General features: G+C 43.8%; 21 protein-coding genes. 9 read left to right on the forward strand and 12 right to left on the reverse strand.

Annotated features, from left to right (window positions below):
- Positions 1-36: 36 nt before the first annotated feature.
- From V512_RS11685 to V512_RS11710, 6 genes are all read right to left on the reverse strand, one after another.
- The gene (locus tag V512_RS11685; protein ID WP_099830694.1) at positions 37-426 is read right to left on the reverse strand and encodes a secondary thiamine-phosphate synthase enzyme YjbQ; all 390 of its coding nucleotides are present in this window, start codon (positions 424-426) and stop codon (positions 37-39) included.
- A 5-nt stretch (positions 427-431) separates the two neighbouring features.
- Entirely contained in the window at positions 432-707 is a 276-nt protein-coding gene (locus V512_RS11690; RefSeq protein WP_006491911.1) for a cell division topological specificity factor MinE, read from the reverse strand.
- Positions 708-723: 16 nt separating this feature from the next.
- Positions 724-1,536 (reverse strand): septum site-determining protein MinD, encoded by an 813-nt coding sequence (gene minD / locus V512_RS11695; protein ID WP_099830633.1) that lies wholly within the window; start codon positions 1,534-1,536, stop codon positions 724-726.
- A gap of 77 nt (positions 1,537-1,613) precedes the next feature.
- Positions 1,614-2,792: a class I SAM-dependent rRNA methyltransferase gene (locus V512_RS11700; RefSeq protein WP_099830634.1), complete on the reverse strand. Its 1,179-nt coding sequence runs from the start codon at positions 2,790-2,792 to the stop codon at positions 1,614-1,616.
- Entirely contained in the window at positions 2,789-3,889 is a 1,101-nt protein-coding gene (locus tag V512_RS11705; RefSeq protein ID WP_099830635.1) for an iron-containing alcohol dehydrogenase family protein, read from the reverse strand. Before V512_RS11705 ends, V512_RS11700 begins: the two co-directional genes overlap by 4 nt.
- A 4-nt stretch (positions 3,890-3,893) precedes the next feature.
- On the reverse strand, positions 3,894-4,961 hold the full coding sequence (locus V512_RS11710; protein WP_099830636.1) for a polysaccharide pyruvyl transferase family protein: 1,068 nt from the start codon (positions 4,959-4,961) through the stop codon (positions 3,894-3,896).
- A 98-nt stretch (positions 4,962-5,059) separates the two neighbouring features.
- On the opposite strand from V512_RS11710, the gene V512_RS11715 reads away from it, so the two are divergent.
- Positions 5,060-6,421, forward strand: a complete 1,362-nt coding sequence (locus V512_RS11715; RefSeq protein WP_099830637.1) for a ComEC/Rec2 family competence protein — start codon at positions 5,060-5,062, stop codon at positions 6,419-6,421.
- On the opposite strand, the gene V512_RS11720 is transcribed toward V512_RS11715, so the two are convergent.
- From V512_RS11720 to V512_RS11735, 4 genes are all read right to left on the reverse strand, one after another.
- A complete protein-coding gene (locus tag V512_RS11720) occupies positions 6,352-6,819 on the reverse strand; it encodes a Fur family transcriptional regulator (protein WP_099830638.1) in 468 nt (155 codons plus the stop codon). The genes V512_RS11715 and V512_RS11720 overlap by 70 nt on opposite strands.
- Before the next feature lie 28 nt (positions 6,820-6,847).
- Positions 6,848-7,876, reverse strand: a complete 1,029-nt coding sequence (gene nusA / locus V512_RS11725) for a transcription termination factor NusA (protein WP_099830639.1) — start codon at positions 7,874-7,876, stop codon at positions 6,848-6,850.
- 21 nt (positions 7,877-7,897) lie between these two features.
- Positions 7,898-8,356: a ribosome maturation factor RimP gene (locus V512_RS11730; RefSeq protein ID WP_243392414.1), complete on the reverse strand. Its 459-nt coding sequence runs from the start codon at positions 8,354-8,356 to the stop codon at positions 7,898-7,900.
- A gap of 111 nt (positions 8,357-8,467) precedes the next feature.
- Positions 8,468-9,604, reverse strand: a complete 1,137-nt coding sequence (locus V512_RS11735; protein ID WP_099830640.1) for an ABC transporter permease — start codon at positions 9,602-9,604, stop codon at positions 8,468-8,470.
- 241 nt (positions 9,605-9,845) lie between these two features.
- Here V512_RS11735 and V512_RS11740 point away from each other — a divergent pair, with 241 nt between their 5' ends.
- The gene (locus V512_RS11740; protein WP_099830641.1) at positions 9,846-11,180 is read left to right on the forward strand and encodes a hypothetical protein; all 1,335 of its coding nucleotides are present in this window, start codon (positions 9,846-9,848) and stop codon (positions 11,178-11,180) included.
- A 109-nt stretch (positions 11,181-11,289) separates the two neighbouring features.
- Positions 11,290-11,514: a S4 domain-containing protein gene (locus V512_RS11745; RefSeq protein ID WP_099830642.1), complete on the forward strand. Its 225-nt coding sequence runs from the start codon at positions 11,290-11,292 to the stop codon at positions 11,512-11,514.
- Here V512_RS11745 and V512_RS11750 read toward each other — a convergent pair.
- Together V512_RS11750 and panB are read right to left on the reverse strand one after the other, a co-directional pair.
- Positions 11,504-12,232, reverse strand: a complete 729-nt coding sequence (locus V512_RS11750) for a biotin--[acetyl-CoA-carboxylase] ligase (protein ID WP_099830643.1) — start codon at positions 12,230-12,232, stop codon at positions 11,504-11,506. The two genes, V512_RS11745 and V512_RS11750, sit on opposite strands and share 11 nt — an antisense overlap.
- Positions 12,233-12,280: 48 nt before the next feature.
- Positions 12,281-13,081, reverse strand: coding sequence for a 3-methyl-2-oxobutanoate hydroxymethyltransferase (gene panB / locus V512_RS11755; protein WP_099830644.1), 801 nt, complete (start codon positions 13,079-13,081; stop codon positions 12,281-12,283).
- Between the two features lie 225 nt (positions 13,082-13,306).
- On the opposite strand from panB, the gene V512_RS11760 reads away from it, so the two are divergent.
- From V512_RS11760 to V512_RS11785, 6 genes are read left to right on the forward strand one after another with little or no spacing between them, the layout of a single operon-like run.
- Entirely contained in the window at positions 13,307-14,392 is a 1,086-nt protein-coding gene (locus tag V512_RS11760) for an FtsW/RodA/SpoVE family cell cycle protein (RefSeq protein WP_099830645.1), read from the forward strand.
- A 22-nt stretch (positions 14,393-14,414) separates the two neighbouring features.
- Complete coding sequence (gene ftcD / locus V512_RS11765) at positions 14,415-15,329, forward strand: glutamate formimidoyltransferase (protein ID WP_099830646.1); 915 nt, start codon at positions 14,415-14,417, stop codon at positions 15,327-15,329.
- A 2-nt stretch (positions 15,330-15,331) separates the two neighbouring features.
- Entirely contained in the window at positions 15,332-16,543 is a 1,212-nt protein-coding gene (gene hutI / locus V512_RS11770) for an imidazolonepropionase (protein ID WP_099830647.1), read from the forward strand.
- Positions 16,540-17,007 carry a 23S rRNA (pseudouridine(1915)-N(3))-methyltransferase RlmH gene (locus tag V512_RS11775; RefSeq protein ID WP_099830648.1) on the forward strand — a complete coding sequence of 156 codons (468 nt, stop codon included), beginning with the start codon at positions 16,540-16,542 and terminating at the stop codon, positions 17,005-17,007. The genes hutI and V512_RS11775 overlap by 4 nt, the downstream gene beginning before the upstream one ends.
- Before the next feature lie 20 nt (positions 17,008-17,027).
- Positions 17,028-18,395, forward strand: a complete 1,368-nt coding sequence (locus tag V512_RS11780; protein ID WP_099830649.1) for a hemolysin family protein — start codon at positions 17,028-17,030, stop codon at positions 18,393-18,395.
- A complete protein-coding gene (locus V512_RS11785) occupies positions 18,349-18,741 on the forward strand; it encodes a cytidine deaminase (protein ID WP_099830650.1) in 393 nt (130 codons plus the stop codon). Before V512_RS11780 ends, V512_RS11785 begins: the two co-directional genes overlap by 47 nt.

Here is an 18,741-nt window from a genome sequence, read left to right on the forward strand (position 1 = left end):
ATTACTGTTTATGACGAAGACTCATGAGAGAAATTGCTACTCCACTACCGTAACGATTACCTCACGGCTCCTAGGACCGTCAAATTCGCAGAAATAAACGCACTGCCATATTCCCAGCGCGAGTGAATTGTCTCTGAAAGGTATTGTAACTGAAGAACCAACCAAGGAAGCCTTAATATGTGCATCAGAATTCCCTTCGCGGTGTCTGAATCTATCACTTTTTGGAATGCTTTTTCCCATCCATTCTAAGATGTCCTGAACAACATCTGGATCGGAATTCTCGTTGATTGTTACTCCTGCCGTGGTATGCGGAACAAAGACATTAACAATACCGTGTGAGACCCTCGACTCTCTAACTGACTCAACTATGAAATCGGTGATGTCTATCAGCTGATTTCTAAGGCTTGTTTTTACAGCATATCTCATAAAAATCAATGGAAGACCACGTTTGTAATAATTACCACGTATCCGTTGTGCTCTTCAAGCTGAACTTTGACGTTTTCTTCCTTAACCTTATACTTATCGGCAACGTAAGTCTTTATCTGGTGTACCATATCCTTACCGCTATTCTGGAGGATATCTTGAGGGATCACTTCTCTCACCGGTACTGAATACCTCCTGCCACCAGTTATGGAATCAAGTCTATCCTTTGCTTCTTTTCTGCTTCCTTCGGTTTTCTTCTTCTTCCTGAAAAGTCCAAAGAACATACACTTCAACTCCCTCTTAGTCTCTTCTGAAGATGCGCTTAAGGAATTCAAGGAATCCTTTCGATCCTTGCTCAAGGATATCCCGTTCAACGGGGATCGGTTCTCCCTTCATCCTCAAAGCAATGTTCTCGAAGACCTTTCCGATTCCTTCTCCATTTCCGTTCAGGATAACCGGTACACCCTTGTTTGTTGCTATGATTACCTCGTCACTATCTGGAATAATCCCGATCAGGTCGATTGCGAGGTTACTTTGAATATCCTCTCTTGTAAGCATATCACCACGTTTGACCATCTGAACTTTGAAACGGTTTATCACGAGTCTGATATTCGCTTCCTGCATCCCGGAGTTCTCCAGAAGTCCGATGACCCGATCAGCGTCAGTAATGGCTGGAAGTTCGGGAGTAGTAACAATCAAAGCTTTTTCAGCTGCAGCTATGGCGTTCCTGAATCCTCTCTCTATTCCTGCAGGTGAGTCCACAATGACATAGTCAAACTTCGGATACAGCTCACTAATCATTTTCTTCATATCTTCGGGGGAAAGCATTTCTTTCGTTGCAATTTGTGAGGCCGCGAGTAGATAAAGTCCCTTGATTTGCTTATGCCTCACTAGCGCTTCAGAAGCAGTTACCTTACCATTTGCAACATCTAGAATTGTATGCACAACTCTATTCTCAAGACCCAATGTGATGTCCAGATTCTTGAGACCTATGTCTGCGTCAATAAGGCAAACCTTCGCCCCTGAATTGGCAAGAGCACAACCAATATTGGCCGTGATTGTTGTCTTGCCGACTCCCCCTTTTCCGGAAGTCACAACGTATACTTTGGCCATTTCTATCTACCTCCAGCCGTTAGACTTTTCTGAATTATAGCATTACATTAATACTTCAGCAGTAACTAGCCCGATTTTCAGTAATTTATCAATTCAAAGATGTGAAATAGACAGAACTTAAGATACTTGGTCTCGAATATCGAAGTAACCTCTGGATGATCCAATGATTGTCCACCCCTGAAAGCTACTAGACCCAATTTCTTACAATCGTGAAAAGCATCATTGATCGTTCTCATCCAATCTTCTTCCGAAACGATCTGTGTGCAAGAAGAAGAAGCAATCAATGCCCCGTCGTTTAAACTCTTGATTACTCTCAGGTTCAGTTCTTTGTAGCCCCTGAGAGCGTTCTTCTTGGAAGATGGAGATTTCGCCATTGCCGGAGGGTCTATTACTGCAAGACCAAAGCCTGAAAGACTGTTCTCTCTCAAGTAATCAAAAGCATTTGTCTTGATGAACTCACACTTATCAGAGAACCTGTTTATCTCTGCTACTTCCTTTGCGACGGAGAGCGCACGCTCAGATGAATCGACCAGTATCGCACTTCGTGCTCCTTTGTTTATGCAATGAAAGGAGAAATTACCTGTGTAAGAAAAAACGTCGAGTACTCTTCGACCGGCGGCGTACTCTGATAAGCGCTTTGCGTTTTCTCTCTGATCGAGAAAAAAACCGGTCTTCTGCCCTTTTGTGTCTGCAAGAAAACTGATCCCGTTTAAGCTGAATGGCAGAAGCTCCGGCCCGTTGCCGTACAACCATCCTTCTTTAGCTTCCAGGCCCTCCTTTGCAAGGGAGGTTCCTTCGCTCTTTTCGAAAATCCCCTTTGGTTTCAAAACGAGGATCAAGGCTTCGATGATTTCCTTCTTCATTAGCTGGATGCCAAGAGTATTGAATTGAACTACGAGCCAATCGGAGAATCTATCAACTATCAATCCTGGTAGACCATCCGCCTCGCCGAATACGATTCTCAAGGCGTCACTATCTTCTAGAAGTAGAGACTTCACTTGTATTGCTCTTCGGATTTTTCCTGAAAAGAAGTCTGTATCGAGTTTGCAGTTCCTTCTTGTAATTAATCTTACTCTTATCGTGGAACCGGAATTGTAGTAACCCTTTCCCAAGAATTGCCCAGAATACGTAAACACGTCCACTATGCAACCATCATCGAGCGGGTCGTGTTTTTCGATTTCGTTGTCGTAGACCCACGGATGGCCAAAAGCTACCCTCCTCTTGATTTCTTTCTTGAGGAACACTCTGGGGCTCAATCGCTTATTATCCTCTTGTAAAGATTAACGAAGAATTGCTTGTCGAAGTCACCCGGCGTCTTTTTCAGATGAGATGCTTTAGAGGTCTGATCGGACCATTTCTCTATCTCTTCTTCGGAGAGCTGTAATGAGACTCTTCCTACACCAAACTCCTGTAAGAAGGCGTTAAGCTCATCTAGATCAGTGAAAGGTTCTATTGCACCGCTTATTCTATTCGGGTCGGTTCTGGCTATTCTTTCGAGTATCCCAATCAACATGAGTGCATTTGCCATTCCATGCTTTATGCCTTTGAAGGATGAGAGAGGATAACCTGCGGCATGAACTGCGGTCGTTCCCGTGTGGGCAATAACAATCCCGGCAAGTGTCGCGGCGAACTGTATCCGCTCTCGGGAAGAGACATCATTTTCATTCTTCAAGACTTCACGGAGTGATCGCTTTATAATCTTCGTTGCTTCCTTCGAAAGCATCTTCACCAGGGGGTTCTGTCCCTTGTTGACTGCTTCGCCTTCTATAGAATGAGATAAGGCATCGAGTGCAGTTGAAATTGTCACATCCACGGGCATTGTTACGGTGTATCTCGCATCCAAGAAAGAGATTCTAGGAAATGTTGAAGGCATGCCAAAGCCCTTTTTCGAACCTTCCGGATCGGTTAAAATCGAGTACTGTGTAACTTCACTTCCGGTCCCAGACGTGGTGGGGACTGTGACAATTGGAAATGCGGGAAGATCCTTTCCTTTGAATAGATCTCTGCAGCTGCAGTTGCCATTCTTCCCAACTACCGAGATAGCCTTGGCAGCATCTAGCGGACTTCCACCACCGATAGCTAACACGAAATCGCACGCGCTATTTGAGAGCATTTTTCCGCCCTTCTCAATTGTTGAGAAGGAGGGATTCTCTTCCACTTCATCAAATAATGTGCTTGGAATATCCAACGCGTCAAGCACTTCCTGCACATCGTCAAGTGCCCCGCTCTTTATTGCTGAAGACCTTCCAGTGACTATGAAAGCATTAGTTCCTATCTCTCTGAACAGCTCATTATTATGACTTATTGTTTTAGTCCCCGAGAAGACTCTAGTTGGCAGGAAATATTTCCACATTCAATCACCTTCTATAGATCAACTTAATCAATACTTCTTTTGATTCGGTTGCCGTTTTCTCAAGTTGAGACCAGTATTCGTCTTTGAGATTAACAGGCTCTTTCAGAGAACTGTTGATGGCTAGACTCAAGCTCTCGCAGCTTCCTTCAAATGAGAGTTCGCAATCCTTGTTAAGAGATCTCACAAATCTATCGAGTTTTGTGTTCTTCTTCCACACAAATGGAACTCCTAATGAGATAGCGAGAATTGCTCCGTGAAGACGCTCAGTAATTATCAGTTCTGCATTGTTGAAGATTCTTATCATCCCTTCGAGGTCTTCGGGAGGCTTTCTAACTTTGAATCCATTTGATCTGGCCTTAGATTCGAGCTCACTTCTCTTTTCTTCGTCATGATGATTGTGAAAACCCACAGCGCATACTTCAGTCAGATTGTTCAGCCTCAGCGAATTGAGGACGTCATCAACACTCGTTCCATTTTTCAATACAATTACCGCAAGACCACTTTCGGTTGTTCGTTTTTCCGGAATTATTCCCATTTTCTGCAAATAGTAGGGGCCGTAGTCAGTACCTGAGATAACTCTCTTCGAGAAAGAAGCGAAATATTTGTAGCTGACTAAGTCTCTCATTACACCAAAGGTAAGAGGATTATTCAGCAGCTTATTTAGAGCTTTTCTGTTGATCTGTCTGTTCAACGGTCCAAAACCTTGAGAGAGAAGAAGCAGAGGTTTCCCCCTGTTAAGGGTATGCCTGGCAATCTCATAATAGTAAAGGAAGCTCCTCCAACTAGTCTGGTCCTGTAGGAGATTTCCCCCTCCGAAGATGGTGACAATTGAGTGCCTAATTGAGTTTGTGATCTCACCAATACTAAAGCGACTAACCAATCTGATATCGAGTTTCGAAGGGAATCTATGAGTTATTTGCTCTATTTGAGAAGATGCGGGCAAGTATATTGGCCCTTCAAACCCTATCTCATCAATTAGGGATAGTGATGAAAGCAATAGTAGATCGTCGCCAAGGTTATTATATCCATAGTAACCCACCAGCGTCAGCCCGCCAAAAGAAAACTGTCTCACCTCAAAACCTCCAGGAACATTCAACGATAATATTCTATCACATGTGAATCATCGAACACGCTGTTCACAAAGCGTTGCAAGGGATGTACAATCTATTTATGCTAGGTGGACTTCTGAAAAGGAAAACCTCTTTCCCGTTTCTATACTATCTCCTTGCAACAATGCTTGGGGAGCTGTTGGTATTTGCACTTGCCTGGACGGCAGGTGCATGGATACCACTTATCTTTGTATCGACAGCCGTTATTCTTCTTTCTTCCAGATGGGTCAGCCCTTTCATATGGCTCATATTCTTTGTGGTCGGTTGCCTCGGTCAGTCTTTAACGTTGAAGACACTTGATCCTGGAAAGGTAGAATATGTGGGATACATATCCAGAGGCGGAACGGGAAACGTTGAGGCAAGCATGGGAAGAGTGCTTGTTGAGGGAAAGTGGATGAATCTTCCCGTCGCTGTAAACATAAGGCTTTCCGACAGAAAAGCCGCAGCTTTTGCGGGCCAGATAATCTGGACAGCGGGAACTCTTATAAGGCAAGAATCATTTCCTCTTTTCAAGATCGAATCAAATATTGAGGCCTGTGTCGAGAGGCTAGAGGTCTTCTCTTATCCTGGAAAGTATGTTACTGAGTTACTTTCGAGGTACAAACTAAATGACACGATTGCTGCAGCCGTCTTCACCGGCGATAGAAGCCACATTGATTTTGAGACCAGGGAGAGGATTTCTGATCTTGGAGTTGCGCATTTGTTTGCGGTTTCTGGTTTGCACATCGGTCTTATGTATTTGCTGGTCCATTCCGCTATCTCTTTTCTCATGTTAGGTAGGAAAACGAAGCTGATACTTTCTATTGTCGTGCTCTTCTTCTATACCTTATCTACTGGTCCAGCGATATCTGCTACCAGAACATTTTTAATGTTACTGTGTTATTCACTACTGAAGATCATTGATTACCGACAGCACCCGCTTAATATTCTGGGATTTTCCGGAATTATTATTGTTATGGCACAACCATCTATTGTTGCGTCAATTTCATTCCAGCTGAGTTTCTTTGCAACAGCTGCGCTTCTAATCTTCTTGCCTGCAATCGAGAATAAGAATCTGCTAAGTCAGACATTGCTTGTTGGAGCGATCGCTCAGACGGCTATCATCCCGCTTTCTCTAAGTACATTTGGCACGTTGTCTCTAGCAGGAGTACCGTTAACCGTAGTAATGGTTCCAGTCTTCGTTGTGCCTTCGTATCTTGGAATGATTTTCATCTTGATAGCAGATCTTGTTGGGCTGCAAATAGTAGGCAGTTTTATTGCTGGTAGCCTCAGAGCCATGTCCTCGCTACTTGGTGAAGTCACTAGTGTAATTGGGGGAGTCATCCCGACGATACGCTTTGAACCTCTTACTGCCTATCTATTATCGTTGCTGTCACTTTTCTTATTCTTCACTTTGCTCAGGCATTCTGGACACAAACCGTAGAATTTAAGCTGATGATCGTCTATACTATATCCTGTTCTTGACTTCACAAGCTCTTCAAGTTCTTCGAGATTGTCAAGGTGAAACTCGACAACGGAACCGCAGTTGCTGCAAATTATGTGATGATGATGATGCTCTCCCCTTTTCACCGGTTCGTACCTTACAATTCCATCTTCGAAAATAATCTTCCTTAGAAGGCCTATCTCTACGAGCAACTCAATGGTTCTATAAACGGTTGCTTTGCTTATCCCGAATTTCTTGCTCTGAATCTTGTGGTAGACTTCGTCGGCGCTTAAGTGATCTGTCTCAGCTTCAAAGAAGAATCTTAGCACGTACTCTCTTTGAGCTGTCATTCTCTGGTTTCTTCTCTTAAGTTCGGCCCTTAGTTGGTCTTTCTTCATAATCAGTCACCGTCCGTTCCAGACTGAGTTACATTATGGGCTTTATGTCGATCTTCCAGCCTGTCAGTTTTGCGGCAAGTCTCGCGTTCTGTCCGCCTTTTCCAATTGCTAGAGATAATTGTGTTGGAGAAACGTAAACCACCGCCTCGTGGGTTTCTGCATTCACAATTTTCACTTCTAAAGCGGAGGCTGGTGCAATCGAATTGCCGACTAGTTCGGCCGGAACATTGCTCCATCTTAGGATATCGACCTTTTCGGGTTTTATCTCGCGAAGAACCTCGGCAATTCTTGCACCGCTTTCCCCTATGCAGGCTCCTACGGGATCAACCTTGGTATTATCGCTGAAGACAGCTACCTTAGACCGGACCCCTTCCTCTCGAGCTATTGCTTTGACTGTCACATCTCCGCTTTCGATCTCTGGAACCTGAAGTCTGAGCAGCTCGATGACGAATTCAGGTGTACGTCTCGTCACAAGCAAACGAGGACCTCTTGCAGATCTCGCAACATCCACAACAAAGACCTTCATCAGAGAGTTCAGCCTCGGCTGTTCTCCAGGAATTAGTTCCTTTGTGGGAATTCTAGTCTCTAACTTTCCTATTCGAAGGTCAACCCATTCGGAAGTGACTCTCAATATCTCAGAAGTGGTTGCTGTGCCTTTCATATCTACATACTTATCGAACAGGTTTTCTTTTTCCTTTTCACGGATCTTTTGAATTAGCACCTGCCGAGCTGTCTGTGCAGCGATTCTCTTGAACTTCTTGATATTCAACTTTCTCTCAATTGTGGTGCCTATCTCAGCGGCAGAATTTACCTTGAGAGCTTCTTCCAGAGTTACTTCCAAAGAAGGATTCTCTACTGTATCAACAACAACAAGTCTTTCGAAAACCTCAATGTCACCTGTAAGTCTGTCTATTCTCACATCGACATCGCTTTCCGAAGCGAAATTCTTCTTGTAGGCGCTTTGCAGCGCTTTCTCAAGTATATCAATGACCTCTTCTTTTTCGATACTCTTTTCGTCCTGCAGTTGGTCAAGGGCTTCCAAGAGATTGAGATTCATATGAACACCTCACCATCCAAATCATAGTTTTAGGTTAGCACGCTTAACATTTGAAAAGTGGAATGCTATCTCTTTACCGTTCTCAGAGCTCTCGACAGTAACAACTTCACCTTGGCACGAGACAATCTTTCCAATCACAACTGAAATCCCTTCAACGGGTTCCTTGAGTATAATCTTTGCCTTCTCTCCAGTGAATCTGAAATAATCATCAAGATCTCTTAATGCACGTTCAAGTCCCGGGGATTCGACTACCAGATCATAAGAGAAGGGAACGAGGTCCGCTGAATCAAGTGCTCTATCAAACTCGGCCGAAAACGATTCACAGTCGCTTATTGAGATATATCTGTCCAGCTTATCGATCGTGACTTTCACCAGTCTCTTCTTTCCTCTTCTTGAGAGACCTAGGTCATAGATCGAATACCCCAGGTTGTTTGCGACTTCATTTGCCAGCGCGAGCAACTCTTTCTTCAGGTCCTCCACAAACAACACCACCATAATAAAAAATAGAGGGCAACATAAGCCCTCTCCCTTTGGGAGCATTTCAACTAAAGCAATTATAACTCTTTTGTCAGCAGCAGTCAATACGAAGATCTAATCTGCTAGTGATATGTCCTCTCTCCTTACCACAATTCCGCCAAGAAGGACTATTACAACTGCCAGTGAGAGATTCAGAATGGAAGGAGCAATCACCTTGGAGAGACTGAAATCTAGCATCGAGATGCCTTGAAGCGCTACGAGAAGAGATGTTACGGGAAGGTTTTTACTGAAGATCTCAAGCCATTCGGGGAACATTGAATGAGGTATCAGGATTCCACTGAGAATTAACACGGTCGTAACAATAGAAACAGATGTAAGCTGCGCACTCCTAGCAGAATTGAAAATCGTGCCGATCAGAATCCCTATGGATGTGAAAAGGAGAATAAATACCTCAATTACCGCTATATAGAGAAAGAGATTAGAGGCTATCTGGAGCCCAAAAAGGCTTCCAGCAGTTATGAATATCAGAACCTGTATTGTGGAAAAAACCGTGAAACTCAAAACCTTGGCTCCTGTATACTCTAATGCTCCAACGTTCGAAAGCCGTAGAAGGTCAATCACTCCACTTCTGCGATCCTCGAAGATTCCCGTTGCGGCTCCGACTGTTGAAACAAACATTATCGTCGTAACCAGGACTATTGGAAAGAGAAGGGAAGAGAAACTGAGTCTTGACTCAGTTATCCCTTCAACGGAGAGAGAGGGTGCCACATAATTCGGGTCGATATCCACTGTTTTCATAAATTCTGGATCTGCAACAACGGGGAGAGCTTTGAATTCTCTCAATACGTTGCTCATCACTTGATAGATTGCAACCGCAGTCTGCATCGAACCGGGATTGGGAATGAAGATTAGCTCCGACGGTTCCTGAAAAAGGAGATTGTTTGCAAATCCCCTTGGAATAACAAAGACACCATCTAGATCATCGATTACGGAGTCGATTTCACTCCTGCTTGAAAGCTGGACGATATTTTCGCCTTTAAGCATTGATGTAGCGTACTGTACGAAAAAAAGCCCTACAAATGTCCTGTCTTCATTTACAATACCTATCCTCAAGTTTGAGTAACCTCCCGTATCGGAAGTTATGGAAGAGATTGATGCAAGAACTACCGGCAGCAATACCAGCATCAGAAGAAAAGCTCTTGACTTGAAAATGAGAAGAAGATCATTTTGGACAAGCTTCAGAAACCTCAAGCAACGCTCCTCTCTTTCTAGGTCTCGGCACCAAATCACGTTTGACAACAATTATTATACTATATACCAATTAGAATCATTAGCTCAAGACCTTCTTTTGCCAATTACTACACTCATAGTTTAAAAGCCACAACGAGGATGGCAGTCACACCTACACAACTATCTAGTGGTAGAATCACACCAAGAACAGTTCAGGCTGTTCAGTCGTCTAAAATCAGAGTACGATCCTGGAGGTGAATAAATGAAGAAGTTGACGGTGCTTGTTTTACTTGTTGTCGGAGCACTATCACTAGCTAGTGTTGATTCCATGGCAGAGAGACTGCCAGTGTCGTCACAGAGCGTCCTGGTAGTAGAGCACTTAAATGATAATTACAAAGTTTCGAAGCAAACAGTTCTATTTGATATGGTGCTCAATCAGCTGGCCATAGAACAGCTGATTGCTCAGTACGTTGAGATGCTGGCATATAATAATGGTCTTGATCCGAAGGATATTTTTAGGGCTTTCGATGGAGATTTCGGGTTGGCCGCATGGGTGGATTCAGAGGGCTTAGATCGAGTGATAGCAATCCTTGGCCCGATATCAAACCCCAGAACTGTGAAGACGGCAATTGAGAAATTGCTTCCACAGTTGCTGCCTTCTGATATCAAACTGAGTGTTGCTGTGGATCAAGAGTACCTTTACATTGGCGACATCGAGGCATATTCGATGGTTGGAAAGGGATACAACCTCTCTCTGGTTAAGTCTGATCTCTCGCCGGGTTTCGGCTATTTCTACGTGGATATGGGAGGCACTATTCAGAAGGGCTCTGTTTGGAATGAGGAGGGGATATTGATTGCAGAGGTATTGTCTATTCCTCTTTTTGAAGAAAGCAGAGAGAGGTTTCATGTTGCTCTAGAAGGAGCCTCTGTTGACGATCTTGAAGTTACTCGTCACCTCCCACTTGTTTCTGGATTTGCAAGGATTAACGATCTTTCCTTTCTATCGGAACTTGAATTTGACGGTCTCGGCTTTGTTCCTCTAGAGTTGGAAGCTCTCAGAATAGGTAATGTGAGCTTCGTAGATTTCTCAAAAGATATGACAGGCGAGATTATGATCGATGCAAATATCTCGGTTGACGATATCTTCTCAAGCCTTATGGGAACGCAGGGGGCTGCTTCCGATGACTCTGAATCAGTTGGATATTCTTATGTAGTTAGGACAGGGTACAAAGGATCAATAGATGATGCTAGATCTATGATTGAAAAGACTGATCCCGATCTGCAAGTATTGGTTTCAGGCGACGTTCTCATTGTTGAGGGCCAGTACATTTGGGTTCAGGATGGTTGGTTGTACGTTTCTTCGAAGAATCAAATCAGAACCAACGAAGAGCTTCAAAATGGAGTGGTAGTCTCGGAACTGAAAACATACAACAAACTCCTCGGGTTCGTAGGTTCTGATGGGTTTGCGCGTCTCTTTATTGATTCAGGCTACATATTGACCGGGCTTATGGGATTGGAGATTGAGAGCGGAGTGCTTATAAATAGCGAGTTCATCGAAGATATGGGTGTAATCAGAAGCCTTGTGGTAATCAAGTAAAAAAAGAGCCCCTGCACTTAGCGGAGTGGCGGGGGCAAGAACATCTCGTTGACATAATTATACCTTTTTGAAGATAGATAGTCAAGTGTATACTTATAGGAGATTTGATTTGCGCCTGGATAAATTTCTTAAGGTTAATGGAATAATAAAGCGAAGAGTAATTGCAAAAGAAGCGATTGATAAGGGTTATGTTGAAAGGAACAATGTTCCGGCGAAACCATCTTCCGAACTAAAACCCGGAGATGTCGTTTCAGTAAGCTTTTCGAATAGGACTCTTGTAGTGAGAGTCACAGAAGAATTTCTTTCAGAAGTGATTAGGGAAACTAGAGAATAAGCTCGCCGGACTTGATATCAAGGATCTCCCCGTCTTCTCGTTCGATCTGTAACGATGATGGGTTGATCCTCTTTATTATACCTGTCACTTTCTCCTCTTTGTGTAGGGATACAGTTATTTCGTCTCCCTCGGAAAAAGCAAGGTGTTTCTTCCAAAGTCTCGTCAAGTATTTGTTCTTCCCTCTGATGATATATCGCTTCCTCAGAAGTTCAATCCTTTTGTTGAGCTTGCCAAGAAGCAATTCGAGGGATATGTAGGTTCCTTTCACCGAGTTAAGAGATGTGGCAATCTTGTTCAATTCAGCGGGGATCTCGTTGTTTACGTTTATGCCTATGCCAACCACGATACCATTGAGCGAGTTCCCGGTGAAGACAGCTTCAGTTAATACGCCAGCAACTTTCTTGTTGCTAATGAGGATATCGTTGGGCCATTTTATTCTGACAGACTTAAAGCCCAGCTGCAATAGAGTCTCGACTATAGCAACAGAGACGGTCTTTGTGTATTCATTTGGCTCTTTGATTAGCGTTGGCTTGAATACAACGGAGAACCACAATCCACCTTTACCTGAATACCAGGCTCTTCCATGTCTACCATAACCCTCTGTTTGAGAAAGTGACCATATGACCGAGCCAGAAGGCAGCCTGTCTAGGTTATCAATAGCGAATCGATTTGTCGAATCGATTTCAGAGAAAGAAACTACATTCTCTCCTACCATCATGTCAACACTTCATCTTTTCGGGATTATCAAGCCTGGAACCGCCGCTCTTCAAACCTCTTCAACACCCTCAAATGCGTTTTCCTCATCGGGGAACATTCCCGACTTCACTTCTTCGTCAAACCTTGAAAGAGCAGCAATGATATCTGTTTTCAGGTTAGCGTATCTCTTTATGTACTTAGGTTTCGACTCGTCGTTTATGCCGAGAAGATCATGCAATCTAAGAAACTGTCCATTGCAGTAACGCCCTGAACCCAAGCCGAATGTTGGTACTGACGTGTCCTCAGTCAGCCTCTTGGCAACGTCTTCAACAACCATTTCCAGAAGAATCGCAAAGACGCCTGCTTCTTCGAGATCATTCACAGATTCAATAAGCCTCTTGATGCTTCTTTCATCTCTTCCCTGTATGTGGTACTCCCCATCCAAGCTGGCGTGTTCAGGAGTTATTCCAATATGTCCCATAACAGGTAATCCTCTATCAACTAGATACTTGATCAGGTCTGCAGTTTCGTAACCTCCCTCAATCTTTACAGCGTTGGCGCCGTGCCTTAGAAAGGCAATAACATTTTCAACTGCCTTCTCTCTTGAACATTGATAGGATCCAAAAGGCATATCGGCAACAATAAACCCCTGCTTTGAGCCCCTGCGGGCAGATTTAAGAGACCAGATCATTTCGTCCATTGTTACCGATAATGTATCTCTTTTGCCCATAACCATAGTTCCGAGGGAGTCTCCTACAAGGATTAAATCAACACCGGCCTGTTCTGCGAATTTGGCTTCAAAGTAACTGTATGCGGAAACCATGGATAGCTTTCTTTGATCCTTTGATTCAATGATTTCTCTTACATTCATAATCAACCTCACGTCCTTCAAAAATCGAATTTGCCTGTCTCAGGTTCTAATACTCAATATCTCGCTATTTCTGAAAAATTGACCCTAACAATGAGATTATACATTTTTGCCTACCTCCAGAGCAAAGCAATCTGAGACGACGTGACCACTGTCGGCGAATCAACATCTAGAATCTCGAGTAGAATAATTAAGATATATAATTGTTTCGGGCGAGAGGAGAGCATAATGAGGAGAAGAGCAGAGTTTTTACTTCCAATATTCATGATTTCTATAATGGTGTTTGGCCTCATCGTGTTGTTTAGCGCAACTTTTGGTGAGAGAGAGGAGTATCTGTTCGGAAGGCAATTGGTTTGGGTGCTGCTTTCTTGTGCTGTCTTCGTTTTCACGGCGTATGTGATTAAGAGAAACTTTTGGAAGAGTATGTCTATTGTCTTGATTTTTGCTTCCGTGGTCACTTTGGTCGCAGTTCTCTATTTGGGTTCTGGAGAAGGTTCAAGAAGATGGATAGATCTGGGCATCGCCAGTTTTCAGCCATCCGAGCTGGCCAAATTCTCTTTGATACTTTTCTTGGGGTTCATCTATTCTAGGGAAGCGAAAAACAAATACGGCCTTTTCTCTCTTGGTGTTCTCTCTGCCGCCATCTTTGCAGGTCTGATTTATCTGGAACCCGATCTCGGTTCGACGATCATAATTGTAGTAATCTGGTACTTTGTTACTCTCATCAGCAAGAGATTTGATAAACTGATGATTGCGATGACTGCTTTGATTGCTTTCTTTGTTCCAGTTGTCTTTATGTTCGGGCTCAAGCCATATCAAAGGGATAGGCTCCTCAGCTTCTTGAATCCAGAAGAATATGCGTCAGGTGCCGCCTATAATACTATTCAGGCAATCAGAGCAATTGGTTCTGGAGGTCTTGAAGGTACCGGAATGCTTCAGGGTACTATGAACAGACTTGGATACGTTCCAGCAGATCACACAGATTTCATTTTCTCGGTTCTGGGGGAGGAATGGGGTTTCATAGGCTCCGTTTCGCTTATAGTGTTGTATTCTTTGCTCTTATGGAGAATCTGGTCGATTACCAGAAAAACCACAAGTGAGTTTGGTAGAATAGTTCTTAGCGGGATATTCGCTGTTTTTGCCTTTCACGTGGTAGAGAATATCGGAATGAATCTGGGGCTTCTGCCAGTCACGGGCATCCCTTTGCCATTTGTAAGTTACGGTGGATCGTCATCGATGATATTCGCGCTACAGTTGGGTATTGTCCAAAGTTACACAGGTAAAGAGGTCGAGTACGATAGAGAACATGAATAGCAGTTTGTTTGAGGAGGTACAGATGAGACTCATTGAATCAGTGCCAAATTTCAGTGAAGGAAGAAGGCTGGATGTGGTAGAACAGATTGTCGAAGAGTCCAGTAAGGTAAAGAATGTATGGGTTTTAGATTATTCAAGTGATGCTGATCACAATCGTTCTGTCGTTACGATTGCCGGTGAACCCGAAGCAGTTGAAACTGCTCTGTTCAATATGACTCTTAAAGCAAAAGAACTGATCGATCTAAGAAACCATTCTGGTGAACATCCGAGGATGGGAGCAACTGATGTTATTCCTCTCGTTCCAGTTATGAACACGACAAAGGAGGAATGCGTGGAACTCTCCAAGAAACTGGGAAAGAGAATTGGTGACGAGCTACAGATTCCAGTCTACCTGTATGAAGACTCCGCGACTTGTTCGGAGCGTGTAAGTCTCTCAAACATAAGAAAAGGAGAGTTCGAAAACTTTGCTTCGAAGATGGCTGACGAACAGTGGAAACCTGATTTTGGTCCTTCAGAGATTCATCCTTCTGCAGGTGTTGTGGCGGTGGGTTGTAGAGAGTATCTTATCGCTTTCAACGTAAATTTGGGAACTGACAAAATCGAGATCGCAAATAAGATCGCGAAGTCAATCAGACATATAAGCGGAGGATTTCGGTATGTGAAGGCGCTTGGCTTCAGACTAGAGGACAGGAATATGGTTCAGATCTCGATGAACATGACCAATTACAAAAAGACTCCTCTATTCAGGGTATTCGAAGTGATAAGGTCGGAAGCTGAAAGGTACGGAGTTCCGATTGTAGGATCTGAAATAGTAGGACTTACTCCACTTCAGGCACTTGTTGATGTTGCTGATCATTATCTTAGGCTCGAGAGATTTTCCAGCTCCTCAATTCTTGAGAAGAAGGTGCTGGATTTCATTGCAGACAAGGATAGTTAGAGATGTTGGTTGATTTGGCAATTGTCGACGTCTTGCAGACTGCTTCACCTCCAGAATTGGGGCCATTAAGGGGCAAGAAAATGTCCTCTCTTGAAATCAAACGCGGTGTGAACATTGCAATTGAGGGAGGCAAGATTACTTATGTCGGTAGCGAATTTGTGAAGGCGAACGAGTATGTTGATGGCAGCCAGCTGGTGGTTATTCCCGGATTTGTCGATTGTCATACCCACATCCCGTTTGTCGGCAGTAGAAGTGATGAGTTCATAATGCGGCTTTCTGGGAAGAGTTATATGGACATAATGAATGCAGGAGGGGGTATCAGGTCAACCGTAAGAGAAGTAAGAAGCGCTCCTGCTTCCAGAATTGTGGCCGAGTCAATGGGATACCTTGACGCGATGCTTTCTCTTGGAGTTACTACTATTGAGGGCAAAAGCGGTTACGGTCTCGACAGGGATAACGAACTCAAGCAGCTGAAGGTTCTTAAGACATTGAATTCCATTCACCCAATGGACATTATTCCCACTTTTCTGGGTGCCCATGCATTGACAGAGGAGTATCGATCTGCAGAGGAATTTCTGGATTCGATGGCAGACATGTTCTCTGAACTTGGAGAATACACCGATACGGTTGACATTTTCTGCGAGAAGGGTGTGTTCAACGAAATGCAGTCGAGAAAGTATTTGAGTAAGGCGAAAAAAATGGGATTCAAGACGAAACTCCATGCGGATGAACTTTCATCATCAGGAGGCGGAAGGTTAGCGGTTGAGCTTGGAGCCACCTCCGCCGATCACTTGATCTCCGCAGACAATGAGACATTAGAACTCCTGGCGAAGAGCGATACAGTTTGCACTCTTCTGCCTGGAACATCTTTCTTCCTTAATGAGGATTTTGCACGAGGTCGCGAATTGATAGATAGGGGAGCTATAGTTGCATTAGCCTCAGACTTCAATCCCGGTTCCTGCAACATCTATAACCCTTTCTTAATAATATTCTTGGCGGTTTCGCGTTGTGGTCTTTCCGTAGAAGAAGCGATAAATGCTTACACTGTGAATAGCGCATACGCTTTGCGTCTTGAGAGTAGAAAGGGTAGAGTAGAGCAAGGATACGATGCCGATTTGCTGCTTCTGAAGGTGAAGGATTACAGTGAAATCGTCTACAATTTCTCTAGAGATCTCGTAAAGGGAGTAATCAAGAGTGGAAAGAAAGTAAGATGAATATCAGGATTTTTGCAACGGGGAAGCCAAAGTCGGGTTTTGTTGTTGAGGGTATCGACCAGTATAGAAAATGGCTCAGCAGCTTTGGTAAAGTTGGTATTGAGTATCTCCCTCTAGGAGGCAACACCTCCAGGAACAAGGAGATAGTCAAAGAGAGAGAAGGCAAGAGGTATTTGAAAATAGCCAACTCGAGCGACAAGATACTCCTTCTTGACGAACTAGGAGAACATCGCTCATCGGAAGAGTTTGCACGAATGCTTGAAAAATGGCAAAATATAGGAGTAAGCGGCCTGACTTTCTTCATTGGGGGACCCTTGGGTTTTAGTGAAGAGGTTCTATCGAAGGGCTGGCAACAGCTGTCCTTGTCAAGAATGACATTTACGCATGAAATGGCCGTTCTAATTCTTTTGGAGCAGCTTTTCAGGGCACATACTATTCTTGACAACAGACCGTATCATTATTGATTTGGAGGTGCAAATAAGAAGTGGAAGACCCTACTAGTAGCGGGGACCCTGTTTCGCTTATACTGAATCTGGCACTGCTTGGCTTCCTTCTCTATCTTTCGGGCATCTTCTCTGGAACTGAAACGGCTCTCATGTCGATGAGCAAATTGAAGCTACGCGATCTTATGGATGACAAAGAAAAGCGGTTCAGCAAGTCTGTTAGGTATTTCGTAGAGAACCCTAATTCGGTTCTTACGGCTATACTTGTCATGAACAATGTTGTCAACATACTATCTTCATCACTCGCAACCTTGCTTGCACTGCAGCTCCTTCCGAGCAACTCCGCAGGCATTGCCGCAGCGCTTGTTACGGGAGTTATGACATTCTTAATACTTGTGTTTGGAGAGATCACTCCGAAGATCTTTGCAAGGGAAAACTCTGAAAGACTCTTTAGAAAAATGATAACGGTAATTTCCGTAATCACGATGATTCTGAAACCTCTTTTGTGGCTTCTGTTACGCATCTCGAATTTCTTTATAGTCTTCATTGGAGGTAAGAAAGCCGATTTTGCTCCCTTCATAACCGAAGACGAGATTAGGTCGGCCGTCGATGCCGGCCATGAAGAAGGGGTTCTTCAGTCGGAAGAGAGAATGATTATGAAGAGGACGCTCGAATTGAAGGACATCTCGGTGAAGGAGATTATGACTCCAAGGGTGGAAATCGTTGCACTTGAAGAGGAAAAGCCGCTAATTGACCTAATGGAATTAGTAGAATCGGAAGGCTATTCTCGCTATCCTATTTACAGAGAAAACATTGATAGAATTGTCGGAGTTTGCTACGCGAAAGATCTGCTAAATTTCTTACTCGAAAGGAAGGATAACGATGTCCTGCATAGCATTAGTGTCGAGGAAATTATGAGAGCACCGTATTTCGTGCCCGAGACGAAGAAAGTCGATGATCTGTTAAGAGAATTCAGAGAGAAGAAGAATCATCTCGCGGTAGTTATCGATGAGTATGGCGGGACAGCAGGGATAATAACAATGGAAGATGTAATTGAAGAGCTTACCGGTGAGATCCTGGATGAGTATGACGAAGAGTCCGAAGAGATTATGATAGAGAGGCTAGGAGAAGGCGAGTTCATTGTTGACGGAATGACACCAATAAATGATATCGAGAGAGAACTTGAGCACCATTTTCCAGATACTGAGTTTGAGACAATAGGAGGCTATCTTCTGGAAGTACTTGAAAGGTTTCCGGAAGTCGGAGAGAAGATAATTGTTAATGGCTTTACTTTTGAGATCCTCGCTGCTGGAAAGAATAAAGTTGAGAAGATCAGGCTCATTGTTGACAGGAGGAAGGTTGATGAAAGACAAATCAGAGGAGATAATGCTAATTCAGAAAGCTATTGAGGCAAAGGATAGATCCTATTCGCCATATTCAGGGTTTCCTGTTGGTGCGGCCTTGCTTACTGAGGAAGGCGAAGTGTTCGTTGGAACCAATGTAGAAAACAGTTCTTATGGACTTTCCATCTGTGCCGAAAGATCTGCGATTGTCTCGGCTGTCTCACAAGGATACAGGAAGTTCAGGAGTATTGCAATAGTTAGTAACAGAAAGGAACCGACTTCTCCGTGCGGGGCCTGCAGACAGTTCATGGCAGAATTTGGCAATTTCGAAGTGATTCTAGTGGGCGATGGAATAACCAAGAGAACTACTTCCTATGAGCTCCTGCCACTGCATTTTGAGATGGAGAAGTAA

Origin of the sequence: Mesotoga sp. Brook.08.105.5.1 (assembly GCF_002752635.1) — a bacterium.
GTDB lineage: Bacteria > Thermotogota > Thermotogae > Petrotogales > Kosmotogaceae > Mesotoga.